The following is a 19,627-nucleotide window of genomic DNA, read 5'->3' on the forward strand; positions in this document are numbered from 1 at the left end:
CGCGCCTCGGTGAGGACGCGGGTGGTCTCCTGGAAGGAGGCTGCCGAGATGAAGGAGCGGGTCTGGAGCGACGCCTTGGTGATACCGAGCAGGACGGGCTCACCGGTGGCCATACGCTTGCCCTCGGCCTCGAGACGTTCATTGGTCTCGATGAACTCGATCTTGTCGACCTGTTCCGCCGCCAGATAGGCACTGTCGCCCGGATCCTTGACTTCGATCTTCTGCAGCATCTGCCGGACAATGACCTCGATGTGCTTGTCATTAATCGGCACGCCCTGCAGACGATAGACTTCCTGGATCTCGTCGATCAGGTATTCAGCCAGCGCGGAGACGCCCAGGATGGCCAGGATATCGTGCGGCGCCGGGTGACCGTCGAGCAGATACTCGCCCTTCTGGATGAAATCGTTTTCCTGGACCGTGAGGTGCTTGCCCTTGGGCACCAGGTATTCGACCTTCTCCTGATCTTCCGCTTCCGGAACGATCGCGATACGGCGTTTGTTCTTGTAGTCGCGGCCGAACTCGACCCGGCCACTGATTTCGGCGATGACCGCGTGATCCTTCGGACGGCGGGCTTCGAACAGCTCGGCAACCCGCGGCAGACCGCCGGTGATGTCGCGCGTCTTGGCACCTTCGGTCGGGATCCGGGCGACGATGTCACCCGGGCGAACCGTATCGCCGGAATTGACCGAGAGAATGGCGCCGACAGCGAGCATATAGCTGGCCATCGAACCCGTCGGCAGCTTGATCGGCTCGCCGGCCTCGTCCTGGATGACGATGGCAGGCTGCAGCGCATTGGCCTTGGCACTGCCGCGCCAGTCGATGATCACCTTGGAGGCGATACCGGTGGCTTCGTCGGTTTCTTCCTTGACCGAAACGCCTTCAGCGATGTCGACGAGACGGACGGTACCGCCCACTTCCGACACGATCGGCGCGGTATATGGATCCCACTCGGCGAGACGCTGGCCACGTTCGGCCTTGTCGCCTTCCTTGACCTTCAGCTTGGTGCCGTAGGTCAGCTTGTAGGATTCACGTTCCTTGCCTTCGGTATCAGCGATCGCGACCTGCATGTTGCGGCTCATGACGATCAGATCGCCTTCCGCATTGGCCACGATAGCCGTGTTCTTGAACACGACCTTGCCCGGGTGCGTCGCTTCGATGAAGGACTGCTCGGACACCTGGGCCGTACCACCGATGTGGAAGGTCCGCATCGTCAGCTGGGTACCAGGCTCACCGATCGACTGCGCCGCGATGACGCCGACGGCCTCACCGATATTGACGCGCGTGCCGCGAGCCAGGTCACGGCCGTAACAGGTGGCGCAGACGCCGACACGGGTTTCACAGGTCAGCGGCGAGCGCGCGAACACGCTCTGGACGCCGGCCGTGTCGATCTCGACCGCGAGGTCTTCATCGACATAGCTGTCGGCCGGGCAGATCGTCTCGCCGGTCACCGGATGGATGACCGCTTCGGCCGTGGTGCGGCCGAGGATGCGCTGCTCGAGGGAGACGACGATATCGCCGCCATCGACAACGGCATCGATCTGGAAGCCCTGCGACGTGCCGCAATCTTCTTCCGTGACGATACAATCCTGGGCGACATCGACCAGACGGCGGGTCAGGTAACCCGAGTTTGCCGTCTTCAGTGCGGTATCGGCCAGACCCTTACGGGCACCGTGGGTGGAGTTGAAGTATTCAAGGACGGTCAGGCCTTCCTTGAAGTTCGAGATGATCGGCGTCTCGATGATCTCACCCGACGGCTTGGCCATCAGACCACGCATACCGGCGAGCTGTTTCATCTGGTTCTTAGAACCACGGGCACCGGAGTGGGCCATCATGTAGACGGAGTTGACTTCCGAGGTGCGGCCATCTTCGCCGACATAGGTCTTGGAGATCTCGTCCATCATCGCATCGGCGACGGCGTCGGTACATTTCGCCCAGGCGTCAACGACCTTGTTGTACTTCTCACCCTTGGTGATCAGACCGTCGACATATTGCTGCTCGTAGTCGGAGACCAGCTTGCGGGTATTGCCGACCAGCGTCGCCTTGGCGTCGGGAACGAGCATGTCGTCCTTGCCGAAGGAGATACCGGCGCGCGCAGCTTCCTTGAAGCCAAGGGCCATGATCTGGTCGCAGAAGATGACCGTCGCCTTCTGGCCACAGTGGCGATAGACGTGGTCGATCAGTGCACCGATCGCCTTCTTGGTGAGGATCTCACCGAGCAGGTCCGGCTGCATCTTCTCGTGCTTGGGCAGAAGGTCGATGACCATCTTGCGGCCCGGCGTGGTTTCGATCACGCGGGTCACTTCATTGCCGTCGGCATCAATGCCTTCCCAGCGCGCCTTGATCTTGGAGTGCAAGGTCACGAAACCGGCGTCGAGCGCCGCTTCCATTTCGGCGCGGGTCGCGAAGGCCATGCCCTCACCCGGCTCGGCGTCATTGGCGATCGACAGATAGTACAGACCCAGAACGATATCCTGCGACGGCACGATGATCGGCTTGCCATTGGCGGGCGAGAGGATGTTGTTGGTCGACATCATCAGCGTGCGCGCTTCGAGCTGGGCTTCCAGCGAGAGCGGCACGTGAACAGCCATCTGGTCACCGTCGAAGTCGGCGTTGAAGGCGGCGCAGACCAGCGGGTGAAGCTGGATGGCCTTGCCCTCGATCAGCTTCGGTTCAAACGCCTGGATGCCGAGACGGTGCAGGGTCGGTGCACGGTTGAGCATGACCGGGTGTTCGCGAATGACCTCGTCGAGCACGTCCCAGACTTCCGGACGTTCTTTCTCGACCAGTTTCTTCGATTGCTTGACCGTGCCGGACAGACCCTTGGCGTCGAGACGCGCATAGATGAAGGGCTTGAACAGCTCGAGCGCCATCTTCTTCGGCAGGCCGCACTGGTGCAGCTTGAGGTCAGGACCAACCACGATGACCGAACGGCCGGAATAGTCGACGCGCTTGCCGAGCAGATTCTGGCGGAAACGCCCCTGCTTGCCCTTCAGCATGTCGGACAGGGATTTCAGCGGGCGCTTGTTGGCGCCGGTGATGACCCGGCCGCGACGGCCATTGTCGAACAGGGCGTCGACGGATTCCTGCAGCATCCGCTTTTCATTGCGGATGATGATGTCCGGCGCGCGCAGCTCGATGAGGCGCTTGAGGCGGTTGTTACGGTTGATGACGCGGCGGTAGAGATCGTTCAGATCCGAGGTCGCGAAACGGCCACCATCCAGAGGCACCAGCGGGCGCAGCTCTGGCGGGATGACGGGGATCACGGTCATGATCATCCACTCGGGACGATTGCCGGAGGTCATGAAGCTTTCCATCAGCTTGAGGCGTTTGGCGTACTTCTTGAGCTTCAGCTCGGAACCGGTTTCCTTCATGTCGACGCGAACTTTTTCGCATTCGGCAGCCAGGTCCATATTGATCAGGATTTCGCGCACGGCTTCGGCGCCGATACCGGCAGTGAAGGCATCCTCGCCATACTCGTCCTGGGCTTCCATGTATTCTTCTTCGGAAAGAAGCTGGAAGGGCTGGAGCGGAGTCAGGCCGGGCTCGATGACGACATAGTTCTCGAAGTAGAGAACGCGCTCGACATCCTTCAGCGCCATGTCGAGGATCATCGATATCCGCGATGGCAGGGATTTCAGGAACCAGATATGCGCCACGGGTGCAGCCAGCTCGATATGGCCCATGCGCTCACGCCGGACGCGCGCCAGGGTCACTTCAACGCCGCACTTCTCGCAGACGATACCTTTGTACTTGATGCGCTTGTACTTGCCGCACAGGCACTCGTAATCCTTCACGGGCCCGAAGATGCGGGCGCAGAACAGGCCGTCGCGCTCCGGCTTGAAGGTCCGGTAATTGATGGTTTCCGGCTTTTTGACTTCGCCAAAGGACCAGGAGTGGATTTTCTCCGGGCTGGCGAGTGCAATCCGGATCCGGTCGAAGGCGGGGCCTTCGGCTGCCGGATTGAAGATGTTCATGACATCATGGTTCATGTCGGCGTCTCCCAAAAGGGTAAACGGGACGGGCCCAGAGCCCGCCCCGCGTATAGATTGCAGCCTTAGCCGTTCTTCAGTTCGACGTTCAGGCCAAGCGAACGCATTTCCTTGACCAGCACGTTGAAGCTTTCGGGAATGCCGGCTTCGAACGTGTCGTCGCCGCGGACAATGGCTTCATAGACCTTGGTCCGGCCTGCCACGTCATCCGACTTCACCGTCAGCATTTCCTGCAGCGTATAGGCCGCGCCGTACGCTTCCAGTGCCCACACTTCCATCTCGCCGAAGCGCTGGCCGCCGAACTGGGCCTTGCCGCCCAGCGGCTGCTGAGTCACCAGGCTGTACGGCCCGATGGAACGGGCGTGGATCTTGTCGTCGACCAGGTGGTGCAGTTTCAGCAGGTGTTTGACGCCCACAGTCACCTTGCGGCGGAAACGCTCACCGGTACGGCCGTCATGCAGCGTCACCTGACCGGACGGATCGAGACCCGCCTTGACCAGCATGTCCGTCACATCCGCCTCACGGGCACCGTCAAAGACCGGCGTTGCGAAGGGAACGCCCAGCTTGAGATTCTGGCTCAGCTCGGCAATGCCTTCATCGGTCTCTGGCAGTTCGGCATCATCGCCATAGGCCCGCTTGAGTTCGTCCTTGAGCGCTTCGATCTTGCCGTCACGCTTGTAGGCCTCATAGGCTTCGCCGATCTGGGCGCCCAGGCCACGGCTGGCCCAGCCAAGGTGGGTTTCCAGGATCTGACCGACATTCATCCGGCTTGGCACGCCAAGCGGGTTGAGCACGATATCGACCGCGTCACCGTTTTCCAGGAAGGGCATGTCCTCGATCGGGTTGATCTTGGAGATGACACCCTTGTTGCCGTGACGGCCGGCCATCTTGTCACCAGGCTGAAGCTTGCGCTTCACGGCAACAAACACCTTGACCATCTTCATCACGCCCGGCGGCATTTCATCGCCACGCTGAAGCTTGTCGACCTTGTCCTCGAAGCGACGGTCCAGGCGAGCCCGGCTGTCGTCGAACTGCTTTTGCAGCGCTTCGACTTCCGCCATCGCCTTCTCGTCATCGAGACCGATACGCCACCACTGGGAGCGCGGGGTCTCGTCGAGGGCTTCCTGGGTGATCTTGCCCTTGGCGAAGCCGCGCGGTCCGGAGACCGCCGTCTTGCCAACCAGCAGATCGCCAAAGCGCTGATAGATATTGCGCTCGAGAATGGTGAGCTCGTCATCACGGTCGGTGCCGAGACGTTCGATCTCTTCACGCTCGATCGAGATCGCGCGCTCATCCTTGTCGACACCGTGACGGTTGAAGACCCGCACTTCCACCACGGTGCCGGTGGCACCCGATGGCATGCGCAGGGAGGTGTCACGAACGTCGGACGCCTTTTCACCGAAGATGGCGCGCAGAAGCTTTTCTTCCGGCGTCATCGGGCTTTCGCCCTTCGGGGTCACCTTGCCGACGAGGATATCGCCAGCGGCCACTTCAGCACCAACGGCAACAATACCGGCTTCGTCGAGATTGCGCAGGGCTTCCTCGCCGACATTGGGAATGTCACGCGTGATTTCTTCCGGCCCGAGCTTGGTATCGCGAGCTGCGACCTCAAACTCTTCCAGGTGGATCGAGGTGAAGACGTCGTCGCGCACGATGCGCTCGGAGATCAGGATCGAATCCTCGAAGTTGTAGCCATTCCAGGGCATGAAGGCGACGACCACATTGCGGCCGAGCGCCAGTTCACCCAGATCCGTCGACGGACCGTCAGCGATGATATCGCCGGTGATCACTTCATCGCCCACACGCACGATCGGGCGCTGGTTGATACAGGTCGACTGGTTGGAACGCTGGAACTTGGACAGACGATAGATGTCGACGCCCGACTTGGCAGCATCGAGATCCTCGGTTGCCCGGATAACGATACGCGTGGCATCGACCTGCTCGACCACACCGGTCCGGCGCGCCGCGACGGCAGCCCCGGAATCGCGGGCCACGACAGCTTCCATGCCGGTACCGACCAGCGGAGCTTCCGCCTTAACCAGCGGCACGGCCTGACGCTGCATGTTCGAGCCCATCAGGGCGCGGTTGGCGTCATCGTTTTCGAGGAAGGGGATCAGCGCCGCAGCGACCGAAACGACCTGCTTCGGCGACACGTCGATATAATGCACCTCGTCACGCGGAACCAGGGTCACGTCGCCGGCCACGCGGCAGTTGACGAACTCATTGTCCAGCATGCCGCTCTCGGTCACATGCGCGTTCGCCTGGGCAATCGCGTACCGGGATTCCTGCATGGCCGAGAGATAATCGACCTGGTCGAGCAGCTTGCCGTTTTCGACGCGGCGATACGGGCTCTCGATGAAGCCGTACTTGTTGACGCGGGCGAAGGTCGACAGCGAGTTGATCAGGCCGATATTCGGGCCTTCAGGCGTTTCAATCGGGCAGATCCGGCCGTAATGGGTCGGATGCACGTCGCGGACTTCGAAGCCGGCACGCTCACGGGTCAGACCACCAGGCCCAAGCGCCGAGAGACGACGCTTGTGCGTCACTTCGGAGAGCGGGTTGGTCTGGTCCATGAACTGCGACAGCTGCGAGGAACCGAAGAACTCACGCACCGCGGCAGCTGCCGGTTTGGCGTTGACGAGATCGTGCGGCATGACGGTCTCGATATCGACCGAAGACATGCGTTCCTTGATCGCGCGCTCCATGCGGAGCAGGCCGATGCGGTACTGGTTTTCCATCAGCTCGCCGACCGAACGCACCCGGCGATTGCCGAGATTGTCGATATCGTCGATTTCACCGCGGCCATCGCGCAGACCCACGAGGGTCTTGAGCACGGCCAGGATGTCTTCCTTGCGCAGGGTGCGCATATCGTCCGGCGCATCGAGGTCGAGACGCATGTTCATCTTGACCCGGCCAACGGCGGAAAGGTCATAGCGCTCGCTATCGAAGAACAGGCCCTGGAACATGGCTTCAGCGGTATCGGCCGTTGGCGGCTCGCCCGGGCGCATGACCCGGTAGATATCCACCAGCGCCTGCTCACGGCTGTCATTCTTGTCGACGGCCAGAGTGTTGCGCATGTAGGGGCCGATGCCCGTCGCGGGATCGATATCAAGGATGTTCAGTTCCTTGACGCCGGTCGTCTTGAGGATTTCCAGCACTTCTTCGGTCAGCTCGTCACCGGCTTCGACGAAGATCTCGCCGGTTTCGGTGTTGACCATATCCTCGGCAATATAGCTGCCCAGGATGTCGGCGTCGGAGACCAGCAGGAGCTCGAGGCCCTCTTCGGCCAGCTTGTTGGCTGCGCGGGCAGAGATTTTCTTGCCGGCTTCGGCAACGACATCACCGGTCTTGGCATCAACCAGATCGCGCGCCGGTTTGGCGCCGCGCCATTTTTCCTTCACGTAAGGAACGGTCCAGCCCTTCTTGGTGCTCTTGTAGGCAATGGTCTGGTAGAAGGTCGCGAGGATCTCTTCCTTGTCCAGGCCCAGCGCATAGAGCAGCGTCGTCGCCGGCAGTTTGCGGCGGCGGTCGAGACGCATGTGCACGACATCCTTGGCGTCGAACTCAAAGTCGAGCCAGGAGCCGCGGTAAGGAATGATACGGGCGGCAAACAGGAATTTGCCGGAGGTGTGGGTCTTGCCACGGTCATGGTCGAAGAAGACGCCCGGCGAGCGGTGCATCTGGGAGACGATCACGCGTTCGGTGCCGTTAACGATAAAGGTGCCCTTGTCGGTCATGAGCGGGATATCGCCCATATAGACATCCTGTTCCTTGATGTCCTTGACCGAGCGTGCGCCCGTTTCCTCGTCCACATCAAACACGATGAGACGCATCTTCACCTTCAGCGGCGCGGCATAGGTCATGTCGCGCTGCTGGCATTCTTCAGTATCGAACTTCGGCGTTTCGAATTCGTAGGACACGAAGTCGAGCACGGCGCGATCAGCAAAGTCCTTGACCGGGAAGACCGATTTGAAAACGGTCTGCAATCCGGTGTCCGGGCGCTCGCTTGCGCGCACATCCTTCATCAGAAACTGCTCATACGAGCTCTTCTGAACTTCGATCAGATTCGGCATCGCAACAGTTTCCGGAATACGACCGAATGACTTGCGAATCCGCTTCTTGCCGGTGAACGATAGACCCATGTCGGCTCCCTTCGCAGACAGCACTGCGCATCTGATGCGGGGAAATCCCCGCGCCGTGCCGCTCCATGATCCCGATAGACACCGGGACCGGTTATGCGTTTCCCCCTGGAGCGACAGCGAGGGAACGCCAATTCTCAAAGACGGGCTAACGGACGCGCAGGATTACCCCACGCGCCCGAGAGCACCGTACCTGTCACGCGTGAGCGTGATTATTTAAGCTCGACGGTCGCGCCGGCAGCTTCAAGCTTGGCTTTGATATCGTCTGCTTCAGCCTTGCTTGCGCCTTCTTTGACGGCCTTCGGTGCGGCCTCAACGAGGTCCTTGGCTTCTTTCAGGCCGAGACCCGTGATACCGCGGACTTCCTTGATGACGTTGATCTTCTTGTCGCCGGCAGAAACCAGCATGACGTCGAATTCGGTCTGCTCTTCAGCAGCCTCGGCAGCGCCGCCAGCGGCAGGGCCGGCAGAGACAGCAACGGCCGCAGCCTTGATGCCTTTTTCTTCGAGAAGATCATTGAGTTCTTTGGCTTCCAGAATGGTCAGGGCCAAAAGTTCGTCACAGAGTTTAGCTACATCAGCCATTTGTTCAATTCCTTGTAAAACGTTGGTTTGTCGGTTCGAATGCGGAGAATGACGTTATGCGGCGGCTTGTTCGCGGATTGCCTCGACGGCTCCCGCAAGACCTTGCCCCGGCGCCATGAGACGCTGGACCACCTGAGAGGCTTGACCCGTGAGACGGGCGGCAATGGTACCGATGAGTTCTTCGCGCGACGGCATTTTGGAGAGTGCGGCGATACCGGCGGCATCGAACACATTCTCTTCCATGAACCCGCCGAGAATGACGAATTTCTCATTGGACTTGGCGAAATCGACCACGACCTTCGGCGCCGAAACAAAGTCTTCCGAGTAAGCGACGGCGACCGGACCTGTAAACAGATCGGCAGCGCCCTCACCCGGCTGGCCTTGCAGAGCGATTTTGGCGAGGCGGTTACGCACCACCTTGAACGTGCCACCAACTTCACGAAGTTTGATGCGCAAGTTCGTCATTTCCGCAACAGTCATACCCGTATAATGGGCCATGACCACGGATCCGCTACCGGCGAAGATGCTCTTCAGCTCTTCAACGGATGCTTCTTTTTGCGTGCGATCCATATGCGGACTCCCTAGTCTGAGTCCCCCACCATGGGAGACCCGTTGAAGACGCCCCGATGCGGCAACTCCCGTCACGGGAGCGGCCACGCCGCGGCGTTTTCCTGTCCCAGGGCTCGAACCGACGGCCTTGAACAAGGCCGAAGGTATCTCGCTCTGTCTCACACAAGGCCTGGACTGGATTAAGGCAGGACGCGAACGCCACACCCCTTGCGATCTCGGACAGGTGGGCCAACCCATGCACAACACGCATGGAGGAGACCCGAATGGTCCGACCGGCTACAGCCAGTCGGACCGAATTTCAATACCGTTACGCTGAAACAGCGTCACTCGAGTCGATGCGGACGCCAGGGCCCATGGTCGAGCTGATGCCGATGCGGCGCAGGTAAGTCCCCTTGGCACCGACAGGCTTGGCTTTCATGACCGCATCCACGAGAGCGCGGACATTTTCCGACAGCGCAGCTTCGGTGAAGCTGGCCTTGCCGACGCCGGCGTGCACGATCCCGGCCTTTTCAGCGCGGAACTCGACAGCCCCGCCCTTGGAGGCTTCGATCGCCTTGGTCACGTCCATGGTGACGGTTCCGACCTTCGGGTTCGGCATCATGCCGCGAGGGCCGAGCACCTTACCGAGACGGCCGACGATCGGCATCATGTCCGGGGTCGCGATGACCTTGTCGAAATTGATGTTGCCGGCGAGGATCTGTTCCATCAGGTCCTCGGCACCAACGACATCGGCACCGGCCTTGGTCGCTTCGTCAGCCTTCGGGCCACGTGCGAACACGGCGACGCGGACTGTACGTCCGGTGCCATGCGGCAGATTGCAGACGCCGCGGACCATCTGGTCAGCATGGCGCGGATCGACACCCAGATTGATCGCCACTTCGATGGTCTCATCGAACTTGGCGGTCGCATTGGCCTTGACGTGCTTCACAGCGGCGTCGACCGAATAGGCTTCTTCGCGCGAAATACCTTCGCGGGCAGCAGCCAGACGTTTTCCCAGTTTCGCCATCGTTCTACTCCGTAACCTGCAGACCCATGGAACGGGCAGAACCGGCGATGATCTTGGTCGCCTGGTCGAGGTCGTTCGCGTTGAGGTCTTTCATTTTCTGTTCGGCAATGTCACGGCACTGGGACATTGAAACGGAACCGGCAATTGCCAGGCCGGGCGTGGTGCCGCCCTTGGTCAGCTTGGCAGCCTTCTTCAGGAAGAAGCTGGCCGGTGGCGATTTGGTGACGAAAGTAAAGGACTTGTCGGAAAACACGGTGATGATCGTCGGGATTGGCATCCCTTTTTCCATCTCCTGGGTCTTCGCATTGAAGGCCTTACAGAATTCCATGATGTTGACGCCGCGCTGACCCAGCGCCGGCCCGATCGGCGGCGACGGGTTGGCTGCCCCGGCAGGCACTTGCAGCTTGATATAGCCGGTAATCTTCTTGGCCATGTTCCCACTCCTTTAAAAGACGCCCTTGGCGCCCCGTGGTTTCGCGGTACGGCCCGGCATGGACTTGCTGCCGGCACCTCCCGCAATGTTACGGATCAGCCGATTTTGGCGACTTGTCCGTATTCGAGCTCGACCGGCGTTGCGCGGCCGAAAATATTGATGGCCACTTTCAGGCGGCCATTCTCGTGGTCGTCTTCCTCGACGACACCGTTGAAGCTGGCAAAGTGACCGTCGATGACATTGACGGTTTCGCCGATCTGGTAGGACACGGTCGGGTGCGGACGCTCGGCGTCTTCGACCATTTGCCCCAGAATGCGCTTCACTTCGGTCTCGGTGACCGGCATCGGCTTGTTGCCCGACCCCAGGAAACCGGTGACCTTCGGCGTATTCTTCACGAGGTGGTAGGCATCATCGGACATGACCATCTTGACGAGGACATAGCCGGGGAAATACTTGCGCTCGGCATTGATCTTGCGACCCTTGCGAACTTCCACAACTTCTTCGGTCGGGACGAGAATCTCTTCGAAACGATCCTCAAGCCCCTGGATTTTGGCTTCTGTGCTGATTGCCTCGGCGACCTTCTTCTCGAAGTTCGAATAGGCGTGCACGATATACCATTTGGCAGACATACAGCCTCCTCCTAAGCGCCGGAGCCAAGAGCCAGCAGGCTCTGGACCGTGAACTGGATGCCGAGGTCGACCATCCAGAAAAACAGAATTGCGATCGTGCTCAATATCAGCACCAGCACAGTGGAGACGATCGTCTCCTGACGGCTCGTCCAGGTCACCTTGCGGGCTTCCTGACGTACCTGGGCGAGATACTGGAACGGATTGACACCGCGCTTCTTGGCGGTTGCACCGTCCTTTTTGGGCTTGGCTGGCACCTTATCGTTCCTGTTCCGCGTCATAAACTTCCATCTGGCCCGTCAGGACCGTCATTTCAATCGCCCGGTAAGGACTATTTTCCGTCAGCGCGGCATGGCAGGGGCGGAGGGACTCGAACCCACGACCCTCGGTTTTGGAGACCGATGCTCTACCAACTGAGCTACACCCCTATATCGCGCACGCGAACTAGCATGGAGACGTCGCCGCCACCACACCCGAAGCGCAGCTCTCTACATCCTGCGGCGCCATATGAAAACAGCTAAAACGCAGAAGCGAGCGCATTCTTCCCATGCCATGCTGAGAAGAGCGGCGGTATCGGCCTGCCCGCGCCCGATGTCAAGCCGTGCGAACGCGATTCAGGCCAATGCCGCAAATGAGTGTTCGCGGCCGGCAACTGCCCTGCCCGCGGGCCCGGCCGGGCGCCCCGGTGGACGGCCAGACAGCCGCGCCTGGCATTGCGGGCGGCACCCCTGCCCCGAGGGACTGGCCACGCGCCTGGCGCCGCCCCTGCCCGCCCCCGCGGACCGCACAAAGAAAAAGGGCGGCCCCGAAGGACCGCCCTTTCCCCATCAAACGCTGACGCGTTGATTAGAAGCGCATCGTACCGCCAACAAAGAGGCGACGCCCCAGTGTTTCGTACGTTGCAGGCCAGGTGTTGGCCTGTTCCGAAGCCGTCGAGCCAATGGCTGGAACGTCGGTATCGGTGAAGTTGGTAACACCAAGGTTCACGGTGAACGTGTCGTTGATGTCGTACTGGAAGGTCACGTCAAAGTAGCTCGTTCCATCGATATGATCGGAGAACGTGCTGACGTATGGAGCAGTGGAGGCATCAGCTTCCACAGCACCGATGTAGCGCCAGCGCAGCGAGGTCGTGAACGGACCCGTATACCACGAGGTTTGCACCGTGTGCTTGTACTCAGGTGTCGGCTCACCGCAGCTCAGGCCGTAGAAGCCGGCGCAAACGGTAACCGGCGACGTAGCCGAGTTGGTGAAGTCAGAGGTGATGGTGTAGCCGCCATAATAGGTGACAGCCATATCACCTGGGAGACCCATCACACCTGCATCAAAGCCGTAATCGATCCGGAGATCGACGCCTTCGGAGTCGAGGACGGCGGCGTTGATGTTGGTGAGTGCTGGCAGGAAGCCATTGGCACCCATTTCACCAGTTGCCGGGTTACGGCTTCCGGCCAGAGCCGCACAGGACGATGCAATGCCGGAAAGGTGGCATTCGTCGAGCAGGGTCTGGAGTGGCAGGGTCGTGATCACGTCTTCGATCGAGATGTTGTAGTAATCGAGCGTGACAGTCAGACCTTCGATCGCAGCAGGCGTCAGAACCACACCGACGGTGTAGGTATCAGCCGTTTCCGAACCCAGACCTGGGTTGCCACCGAACAGGGCTTCCATCTGGGCATTGCCCTGGAAGTCTGCACCGATTTGCGCGGCAGGAACGCCGGCAGCGGTACAAGTGGCATCGATCGTTCCTGCGCCGTAGGAACCGTTTGCACCGCCGGCACATGGATCCTGGGCACCCGGGAAACCATTGACCAGTGGCTGGAACAGGTCACCAACGTTTGGTGCACGAACAGCGCGGTTGAAGTTACCACGAAGACGGATCTGATCATTCAGTTCCCAGCCGAGGCCGACTGCGAACGTCTCAGTTTGACCAACCGTGCTGTAATCCGACGAACGGAAAGCAGCATTCAGGGCCAGAGACTGGATCATCGGACGATCTTCGATCAGTGGCATTTCGACTTCTGCGAAGAATTCGTAGACGTCGAAAGAACCGCCAACTGGGAGCGCCTGGTTGAAGCCGCGAACGTCAGGGCCGAGAACCGAGTCAGGACGGGAGTCCGCGCTGGATTCACGATACTCGACACCCATAACGAGGGCGAGCGGGTCATGAGCTGCTGGCGACTGCAGGAACGGAACCGAACCGGACAAGGTAGCCATCGTCTGGAAGGCCTCCATGGTGTCGATCTGGGCACCGGTCTTTGCAATCTGAGCAACCGAAGCGGCCGACATGGCACCAGGGCCACCGAAGACGTCGGCGTAAGCTGCAGTACAACCGCTTGCGAGTGCGGTCGGGCCGCCATCGCAGAGCACGCCGGCTTGCAGAGCCGAGACGGACAGGTTGCCGGTCTGGATTTGCGAGACGGACGAACGCGAGTAGTTCATGAACGCGTCGTAGCTCCAGTCAGCGTTCAGGTTGCCACGGGCACCGAACACAGCCTGGAAGGAGCTCGTGTCACGCAGGGAATTACGCGTGCCGAACTCTTCGAAACGGCGGCTGATCCGGACAGTACCGGTGCCATCGCCATTGTTCGAACCCGGATCGGCAACGATCAGGCCCAGCAGAGCGGCTGGCAGGTTCGGGTTGTCGAGGTTGACCGTCAGGGTCACGCCAGCAGGCGTTGGGGCCAGCTGAGAGTCGACAACGTTGTTGGCAAACACGCCACGGCCGTAGAACTCAAGGTGCTCATTGACTTCATAGGTTGCGAACGCCGAGATGTTGTAGCGTTCCTGCGGCAGTTGCAGGTAGTTGGTCGGACCGTAGTTGTAGGTGTCGTTCGGGCTGCCGCCGGAGCGATAACCACGGACATTGCCACCGGAATCAACACGGAAGCCGGAGCAGTTGCCCAGGCAATTCGGGTCAAACGCGGTCAGGGCAGCCTGGTCGAGACCGAAGCTGTTGGTCGTGCCACCACGGATACGGGTACCCGGAATGTTGGACGAACCACCATAGATCCAGCCATCGGCTTCATTGCCTGCACCTGGATCCCACAGCACGACCGACGAGAAGTCGCGGTCGGCGCTGAAGAGCGCTTCACGGTTGGTGTAGCCCAGCGAGATGACAGCGTTACCGCGGCCATTGTCGAAATTGCCACCCATGGTGACCGACACGTTGGTGATCGTACCGTCGAGATCGCCGAGGGACGTTTCCGTCGAAGCGTTGATTTCAACGCCTTCGAAATCGTCCTTCATGATGAAGTTCACAACACCGGCAACAGCGTCGGAACCGTACACAGCGGAAGCACCACCGGTCACGATATCGATGCTGGCAACCATGGCGGCCGGGATGTTGTTCAGGTCAACAACGTTGTTGACGCTGGAACCGACGAAGCGCTGGCCATCAACCAGGACCAGGGTCCGGGTGGTGCCGAGGCCACGAAGGCTGACCGTCGCCGTGCCGTCGCCCGGGTTGTTCGACGTGGAGTCAAACGCTGGGACAACCTGTGGCAGGGTGTTGATGAAGTCTTCGGTATTGACGGTGTTCACGACAGCAAGCTGTTCAGCGGAAACATTCGTCACCGGGCTTGGCGCGATCGTATCGGTGCGCTGAATGCGCGAACCGGTGACCGTCACCACGTCCTGGTCTTGTGCCATTGCCGGGGCCGCTACAGCCAGGCCGGAAATAAGCGTGCTTGCCATCAGGCAAGCCTTCAAAGAAGTGCGTCTCACTCTATATCCCTCCGAGTAAGGATTCTGAATTGGGAAGCACACCCTGAATTATGTTCATCAGGCAGGACTCCCCCCTCTCAACGGGGCACACGATTCCCCGCCTTGCTGCCAAAATAGGCGCGGCGCTCGCAAAGGGTCAATGACACACCTCTGTCACGAAGCCGTGCGCTGGGCATTTCAGGGGCAGTGTGGCGCAATTGCCTCATTCGGTGCGGATTTGGGGCATTTTTGTGGCGCGTCCACACGCTGCAGGGGAATCTCCAGCCCTTGCCATGCGTTGCGCAGATGCCTCAGGCCGGGATCAGGTCGAACGGTGCGGTCACGCGAACCTCGTCCGAAACAAAGGGTTCGACCCCGTGCCAGAGATAGGACGGGAAGAAAATCGCCGCTCCGGGCTCCGGCTGGATATAGCGCTCGGCCGGCAGGTCGAGCCCGGCAACACCGGATGCGCCGAGACGAAGCCAGCCGGCACGCTCGCCATCCATCACGCTCTCCGGCACGGCCACATAGTAGGACGCGCTGATCCAGCCGGCCGGATGGATATGGTCAACATGACCGCCGCCGGACCGCAGCCGGACCGACCAGGCCCCGGTCAGCTTGAGCGCCTCGGTCTTGCGCCGCAGGAAGGGGTGGTCGGGATCGTCCGGCAGCCCGGCGACGAAGGCACTGGCCGCCGCCTGCAATGCATCGGCAAGCGCCTGGATCACCGGACTGTCCTGGTCCCAGAGCCGCCCGGACGACTGGGTACCGCCAAACAGGGTCTGATCAAGCGGCTGCGCCCCGCTGCTGTGCAGGCGCTCGATCTCGGCCGCCAGCGCCGCGTTGAACTCTGCCAGCGAGGCATAACCCGGTGGCGTCTCGATCATCCGCTTGGCTGTAAAGCGGTCGTAATCATAGAAGCGCCGGTAGCGATCATCGCCCTGCAGCCGCCAGGCCAGCGATTGCAAGGCGACATGTTTCTGCAAGTGCTCCGCGGGAGGTTCGGCCTCGAGCAGGGCGAGCGCATCATCGACCTCCCCCGCCGGCAACAGCGCCTCGACCAGCTGATGACGAATCGCGAAGTCAGCCGCCTTCTCGCTGCTGGCCGCCACCGCGGCGCGGTAGGCCGCGCGCAGATCGTCCAGCCCGGCATCGCGCTGGCCCAGCCGGCTGCGCAATTCACCGCGCAAGGAGAGCGCCTGCAGATTGGCCGGCTCCAGCGCCAGCGCCTGCCCGGCGGCGCGCTCGGCTTCCTCCGGCTGACCGGAGCGCATCAGGATCTCTGCCCGCACCAGATGCAGGCCGGCATCGGAGCGCTGCTGCAGCACCTGGTCGAGCAGGGCCGTGGCGGCAGCGCCCTCGCCCATTTCCCAGGCCAGGCTCGCCTGGTCACGATGGATATCGGCCCGCAGCGGCGCATATCGCAGCGCCGTCAGATAGCCCTGCCGCGCAACGACGAGACGGCCGCGATTGCGCAGCGTGTTGGCGCGCTGGTAGTGAGCGTCGGCAAATTCCGGCGCCAGCCGGATGGCAAGTTCGAGATCGAGCAAGGCCTCATCCAGACGCCCGAGCGTGCGGTAGAGGCATCCCCGGTTGACCCGGACATAGGCCGCCTGCGGCTGCGCCGCCACGGCCTGGTCGAACCAGTCCAGCGCCGCCTCGAACCGCTCCTGCTTCACGGCAAGATTGCCCAGGCCATTGAGACTGGGCGCATGCCCCGGCCGCAGCTGCAGCCCGGTCCGGTAGGCGTCCGCCGCGGCATCGAGCTCGCCGGATTCACCCAGGGCAACGCCGAGATTATACCAGGCATCGGCAAAATCCGGTGCGCGCTCGGTGGCGCGCCTGTAGCAGGATGCGGCCAGATCCGACCGTCCTGACCTTCGGTGAAGATTGCCGAGATTATTCAACACGGCATGGGGTTGGGGATGGCGCTTCGCCGCCGCTTCCAGATCAGCAATTCCGGCCTCGAAGGCGCCCGTCTTGCCGCGCGCCAGGCCCCGCAGGTGCAGGGCTTCGACATCGCCAGGATTGAGTTGCAGGATCGCGCTCAGCTCGGCCTCGGCCCGCGCCGCCTCACCGCGTTGCAGCCATTGCACGATTTCCTGCAGGCTCGCCGCCATCTACTCGCCTCGCGTCCCGCCGCCAAACAGACCGCCAAGGATGGCGCCCAGCCCGCGCTTGCCGTCCCGTGCGCCGGCTTTTGTCCCGCCTGCCGCATCGCCCTGCGCTTCATCGCCGGTCCATTCGCCGGTGACCGGATCCACGCCCAGCGCGGCAATGCGGTCATCAAACCCGTCCAGGAACCCGGCATAGGCGGCGGTGGAGTTGAGATGGTCCGTCGAGGCGGGCTTGCGCACCTGGACCGAGCTGAACGTCATCACCGAGCGTTCCTGCAGGTGGAAGTCGAGACATTTCCGGCTCCAGCCCAGCCCGGTGCGGGCGATGACGTAACGAAGCCGCGCCTCGAAATCGGCGACCAGCGCCTCATATTGCAGCGTCGTATAGCGCCGCGGCAGATGCGCCTCCCAATGCGCGCACAGCCGCGCGTGCTCGGCATAATAGTGGGCAATATCATCAAGATCATGGGCGAAGGGCCATTGCCGCGAGAAATTGCGCCGATAGATCGAGAAGGCCGTCTCCACCGGGCGCCGCCGGATATGAATGACCGGCGCCTCCGGGAAGAGCTGGCGGATCAGCCCGACGGCGAGGAAGTTGGAGGGCTGTTTGTCGGTGACCCATTGCGCCTGGTCGAGCCCCATTTCGGCATGCTGGGAGAAATAGCGCGTGCGCCAGGCCATGCGCTGCATCACCGGGATTTCGCCACCGGACCAGCCGGTGCGCCGGGACCAGGCCAGGAATTCCTCCAGGATAAAGGGCATGGCACTCAACTCACCACCGGCCGTCACCTCGTCATGGGCGGCGATGGCGGCCTCGATCAGGGTCGTGCCCGAGCGTGGCATGCCGACAATGAAGATCGGCCGCGCCTGGGTGATCGCCGGCAGGGCGGCGCATTCAGCTTCGGCCGGGAACATCGCCATCAAGGCATCCGTCCGCGCCGCCTGCGCATCGCGGTCATAGCCGCCGGATACGGCATGGCCATGCTGGACCTTCTTGGTCGCATTGGCGCGCGACCAGGCCTGGAAAGCGGCCTGTGGCTGTTTGCGCCGGTGCAGGGCATCGCCAAGGGCAAACAGGCCGATCGCCTGCCGGTCGGCGGCCAGGCCGGGTTGCTCGACACCGAGCTGCAGCGCCTCCAGCTCCTCATCCGTGAGGCGCCCGGAAGCGACCTCACACAATTGCCCATAGGCCTCCAGATGGCCCGGATCGATTTCCAGCGCCCGGCGGCATTGCGCCTCGGCCTCCTCGAAACGGCCGAGGAAGGTATGGACGCGGGCCAGCCCGAAGGCGGCTTCGGCGCTGCGCGGGTCAAGCGCCAGCGCCTTCTCGAACAGGGCCTGGGCGGCAGGAATATCGCGCGCGCCCAGGACCAGCCGGCCCAGCGCGGCCCAATTGTCGGCGACATCGGGATCGGCCTCGGCAACAGGCTGATAGATCCGCGCCGCGCGGGCATAGAAACCCAGCTGCCCCAGCGCCAGTGCCTGCGCACTCAACGCCTCATGCTCGCCCGGCGCAGCCGCGACCCAGCTTTTCGCCAGCTGCTCCATTGCCGCCCAGTCACCAGACTGGCGCGCCAGCGCCGTGCGCAGCCGCAAGACCTCAGGATGCCCCTTCAATCCGGTCTGTTCAGCGATATCGAGCGCGCGCGCGGTGGCGGCAATATCGGACAATTCGATACAGGCCCCGGCCAGGCGCAGGGCAATCTGTGGCCGGGCCGGATGGTCCGGTCCCGTCTCCAGCGCCCGTTGCAGTGCCCGCGCCGCGACGGCGAAATCGCCGGTGCGGCCCGCAAGGTCTCCGAGCCGGCCCCAGGCGTCGAACATGTCCGGGCCCAGCCGGGTCGCTTCGGTGGCCGATGCCAGCGCCCGCTCGGAATCGCCGAGCATTTCCCACTGGACGGAACGATAGAGATGCAATTGCGGCAGCGCCGGATTGGCGGTCTCGGCCTTGTCGAGCCAGGCCCGGCCCGCCTCGATCTCGCCGCTCTCCAGGTCACAGACCCCGAGCAGGCACATCGCGGCCGCATTGGCCGGATCGAGGGCGAAGACATCATGACAGCTCAGCCGCGCCGCATCGAACTGGTCGCTCAGCCGCTGCCGGTTGGCCTGTTCCAGAAGCCGCGCGATCGCGCCGCCCTGCCCGGTATCCGCTGTGTTTGCCATGCCCGTCAGGCCCCCGCTTCCGGCTGGTGTCAGCCGTCACACTTACCGCGTTCAGCCACAGGGGTGAATGCCCGCCTGCAGACCGCCCGGCGCGCCAGCAAAAAGGGCGACCCGCATCGCGGATCGCCCTTCTCACTCAGACACTGTCTGTCAGGCTATTCGACGATTTTCGAAACGACGCCGGCACCAACGGTGCGGCCGCCTTCGCGGATGGCGAAGCGGAGCTTCTCTTCCATCGCGATCGGAACGATCAGTTCGACGTTCAGCTCGACATTATCGCCAGGCATGACCATCTCGGTCCCTT

At 61.9% G+C, this 19,627-nt stretch carries 11 protein-coding genes, 1 tRNA gene and 1 pseudogene; all 13 read right to left on the reverse strand.

Annotation, left to right across the window (positions count from 1 at the left end; genetic code table 11):
- The coding region (gene rpoC / locus ACN0YF_RS14135) for a DNA-directed RNA polymerase subunit beta' (protein WP_417494883.1) at positions 1-3,989 on the reverse strand (3,989 nt) is incomplete at its 3' end.
- Positions 3,990-4,054: 65 nt separating this feature from the next.
- On the reverse strand, positions 4,055-8,131 hold the full coding sequence (gene rpoB, locus ACN0YF_RS14140; RefSeq protein WP_417494884.1) for a DNA-directed RNA polymerase subunit beta: 4,077 nt from the start codon (positions 8,129-8,131) through the stop codon (positions 4,055-4,057).
- A gap of 209 nt (positions 8,132-8,340) precedes the next feature.
- Positions 8,341-8,712 (reverse strand): 50S ribosomal protein L7/L12, encoded by a 372-nt coding sequence (rplL, locus tag ACN0YF_RS14145; RefSeq protein ID WP_417494885.1) that lies wholly within the window; start codon positions 8,710-8,712, stop codon positions 8,341-8,343.
- Positions 8,713-8,766: 54 nt separating this feature from the next.
- Positions 8,767-9,282 (reverse strand): 50S ribosomal protein L10, encoded by a 516-nt coding sequence (gene rplJ / locus ACN0YF_RS14150; RefSeq protein ID WP_417494886.1) that lies wholly within the window; start codon positions 9,280-9,282, stop codon positions 8,767-8,769.
- A gap of 307 nt (positions 9,283-9,589) precedes the next feature.
- Positions 9,590-10,288: a 50S ribosomal protein L1 gene (gene rplA, locus ACN0YF_RS14155; protein ID WP_417494887.1), complete on the reverse strand. Its 699-nt coding sequence runs from the start codon at positions 10,286-10,288 to the stop codon at positions 9,590-9,592.
- A 4-nt stretch (positions 10,289-10,292) separates the two neighbouring features.
- Positions 10,293-10,721 (reverse strand): 50S ribosomal protein L11, encoded by a 429-nt coding sequence (gene rplK, locus ACN0YF_RS14160; protein ID WP_417494888.1) that lies wholly within the window; start codon positions 10,719-10,721, stop codon positions 10,293-10,295.
- A gap of 95 nt (positions 10,722-10,816) precedes the next feature.
- Positions 10,817-11,350, reverse strand: coding sequence for a transcription termination/antitermination protein NusG (gene nusG, locus ACN0YF_RS14165; protein WP_417483563.1), 534 nt, complete (start codon positions 11,348-11,350; stop codon positions 10,817-10,819).
- An 11-nt stretch (positions 11,351-11,361) separates the two neighbouring features.
- Positions 11,362-11,604: a preprotein translocase subunit SecE gene (secE, locus tag ACN0YF_RS14170; RefSeq protein WP_417483562.1), complete on the reverse strand. Its 243-nt coding sequence runs from the start codon at positions 11,602-11,604 to the stop codon at positions 11,362-11,364.
- 95 nt (positions 11,605-11,699) lie between these two features.
- A tRNA-Trp gene (locus tag ACN0YF_RS14175) sits at positions 11,700-11,775 on the reverse strand.
- A 418-nt stretch (positions 11,776-12,193) separates the two neighbouring features.
- Positions 12,194-15,034, reverse strand: a complete 2,841-nt coding sequence (locus tag ACN0YF_RS14180) for a TonB-dependent receptor plug domain-containing protein (RefSeq protein ID WP_417494889.1) — start codon at positions 15,032-15,034, stop codon at positions 12,194-12,196.
- A gap of 320 nt (positions 15,035-15,354) precedes the next feature.
- A complete protein-coding gene (locus tag ACN0YF_RS14185) occupies positions 15,355-17,163 on the reverse strand; it encodes a tetratricopeptide repeat protein (RefSeq protein ID WP_417494890.1) in 1,809 nt (602 codons plus the stop codon).
- Entirely contained in the window at positions 17,164-19,323 is a 2,160-nt protein-coding gene (locus ACN0YF_RS14190; RefSeq protein WP_417494891.1) for a sulfotransferase, read from the reverse strand. It abuts the gene before it with no gap.
- Between the two features lie 155 nt (positions 19,324-19,478).
- Positions 19,479-19,627, reverse strand: a pseudogene (tuf, locus tag ACN0YF_RS14195) (elongation factor Tu); the annotation flags it as partial.

It is taken from the genome of Maricaulis sp. (assembly GCF_048270265.1).
Taxonomy (GTDB): domain Bacteria; phylum Pseudomonadota; class Alphaproteobacteria; order Caulobacterales; family Maricaulaceae; genus Maricaulis.

Excerpts from the sequence above, each read along its gene's own strand:
- ACN0YF_RS14180 (WP_417494889.1), bottom strand. The coding sequence starts at position 15,034 with ATGGCAAGCACGCTTATTTCCGGCCTGGCTGTAGCGGCCCCGGCAATG.
- rplA (WP_417494887.1), bottom strand. The coding sequence starts at position 10,288 with ATGGCGAAACTGGGAAAACGTCTGGCTGCTGCCCGCGAAGGTATTTCG.
- rpoB (WP_417494884.1), bottom strand. The coding sequence starts at position 8,131 with ATGGGTCTATCGTTCACCGGCAAGAAGCGGATTCGCAAGTCATTCGGT.
- rplL (WP_417494885.1), bottom strand. The coding sequence starts at position 8,712 with ATGGCTGATGTAGCTAAACTCTGTGACGAACTTTTGGCCCTGACCATT.
- ACN0YF_RS14190 (WP_417494891.1), bottom strand. The coding sequence starts at position 19,323 with ATGGCAAACACAGCGGATACCGGGCAGGGCGGCGCGATCGCGCGGCTT.
- rplJ (WP_417494886.1), bottom strand. The coding sequence starts at position 9,282 with ATGGATCGCACGCAAAAAGAAGCATCCGTTGAAGAGCTGAAGAGCATC.
- rplK (WP_417494888.1), bottom strand. The coding sequence starts at position 10,721 with ATGGCCAAGAAGATTACCGGCTATATCAAGCTGCAAGTGCCTGCCGGG.
- nusG (WP_417483563.1), bottom strand. The coding sequence starts at position 11,350 with ATGTCTGCCAAATGGTATATCGTGCACGCCTATTCGAACTTCGAGAAG.
- ACN0YF_RS14185 (WP_417494890.1), bottom strand. The coding sequence starts at position 17,163 with ATGGCGGCGAGCCTGCAGGAAATCGTGCAATGGCTGCAACGCGGTGAG.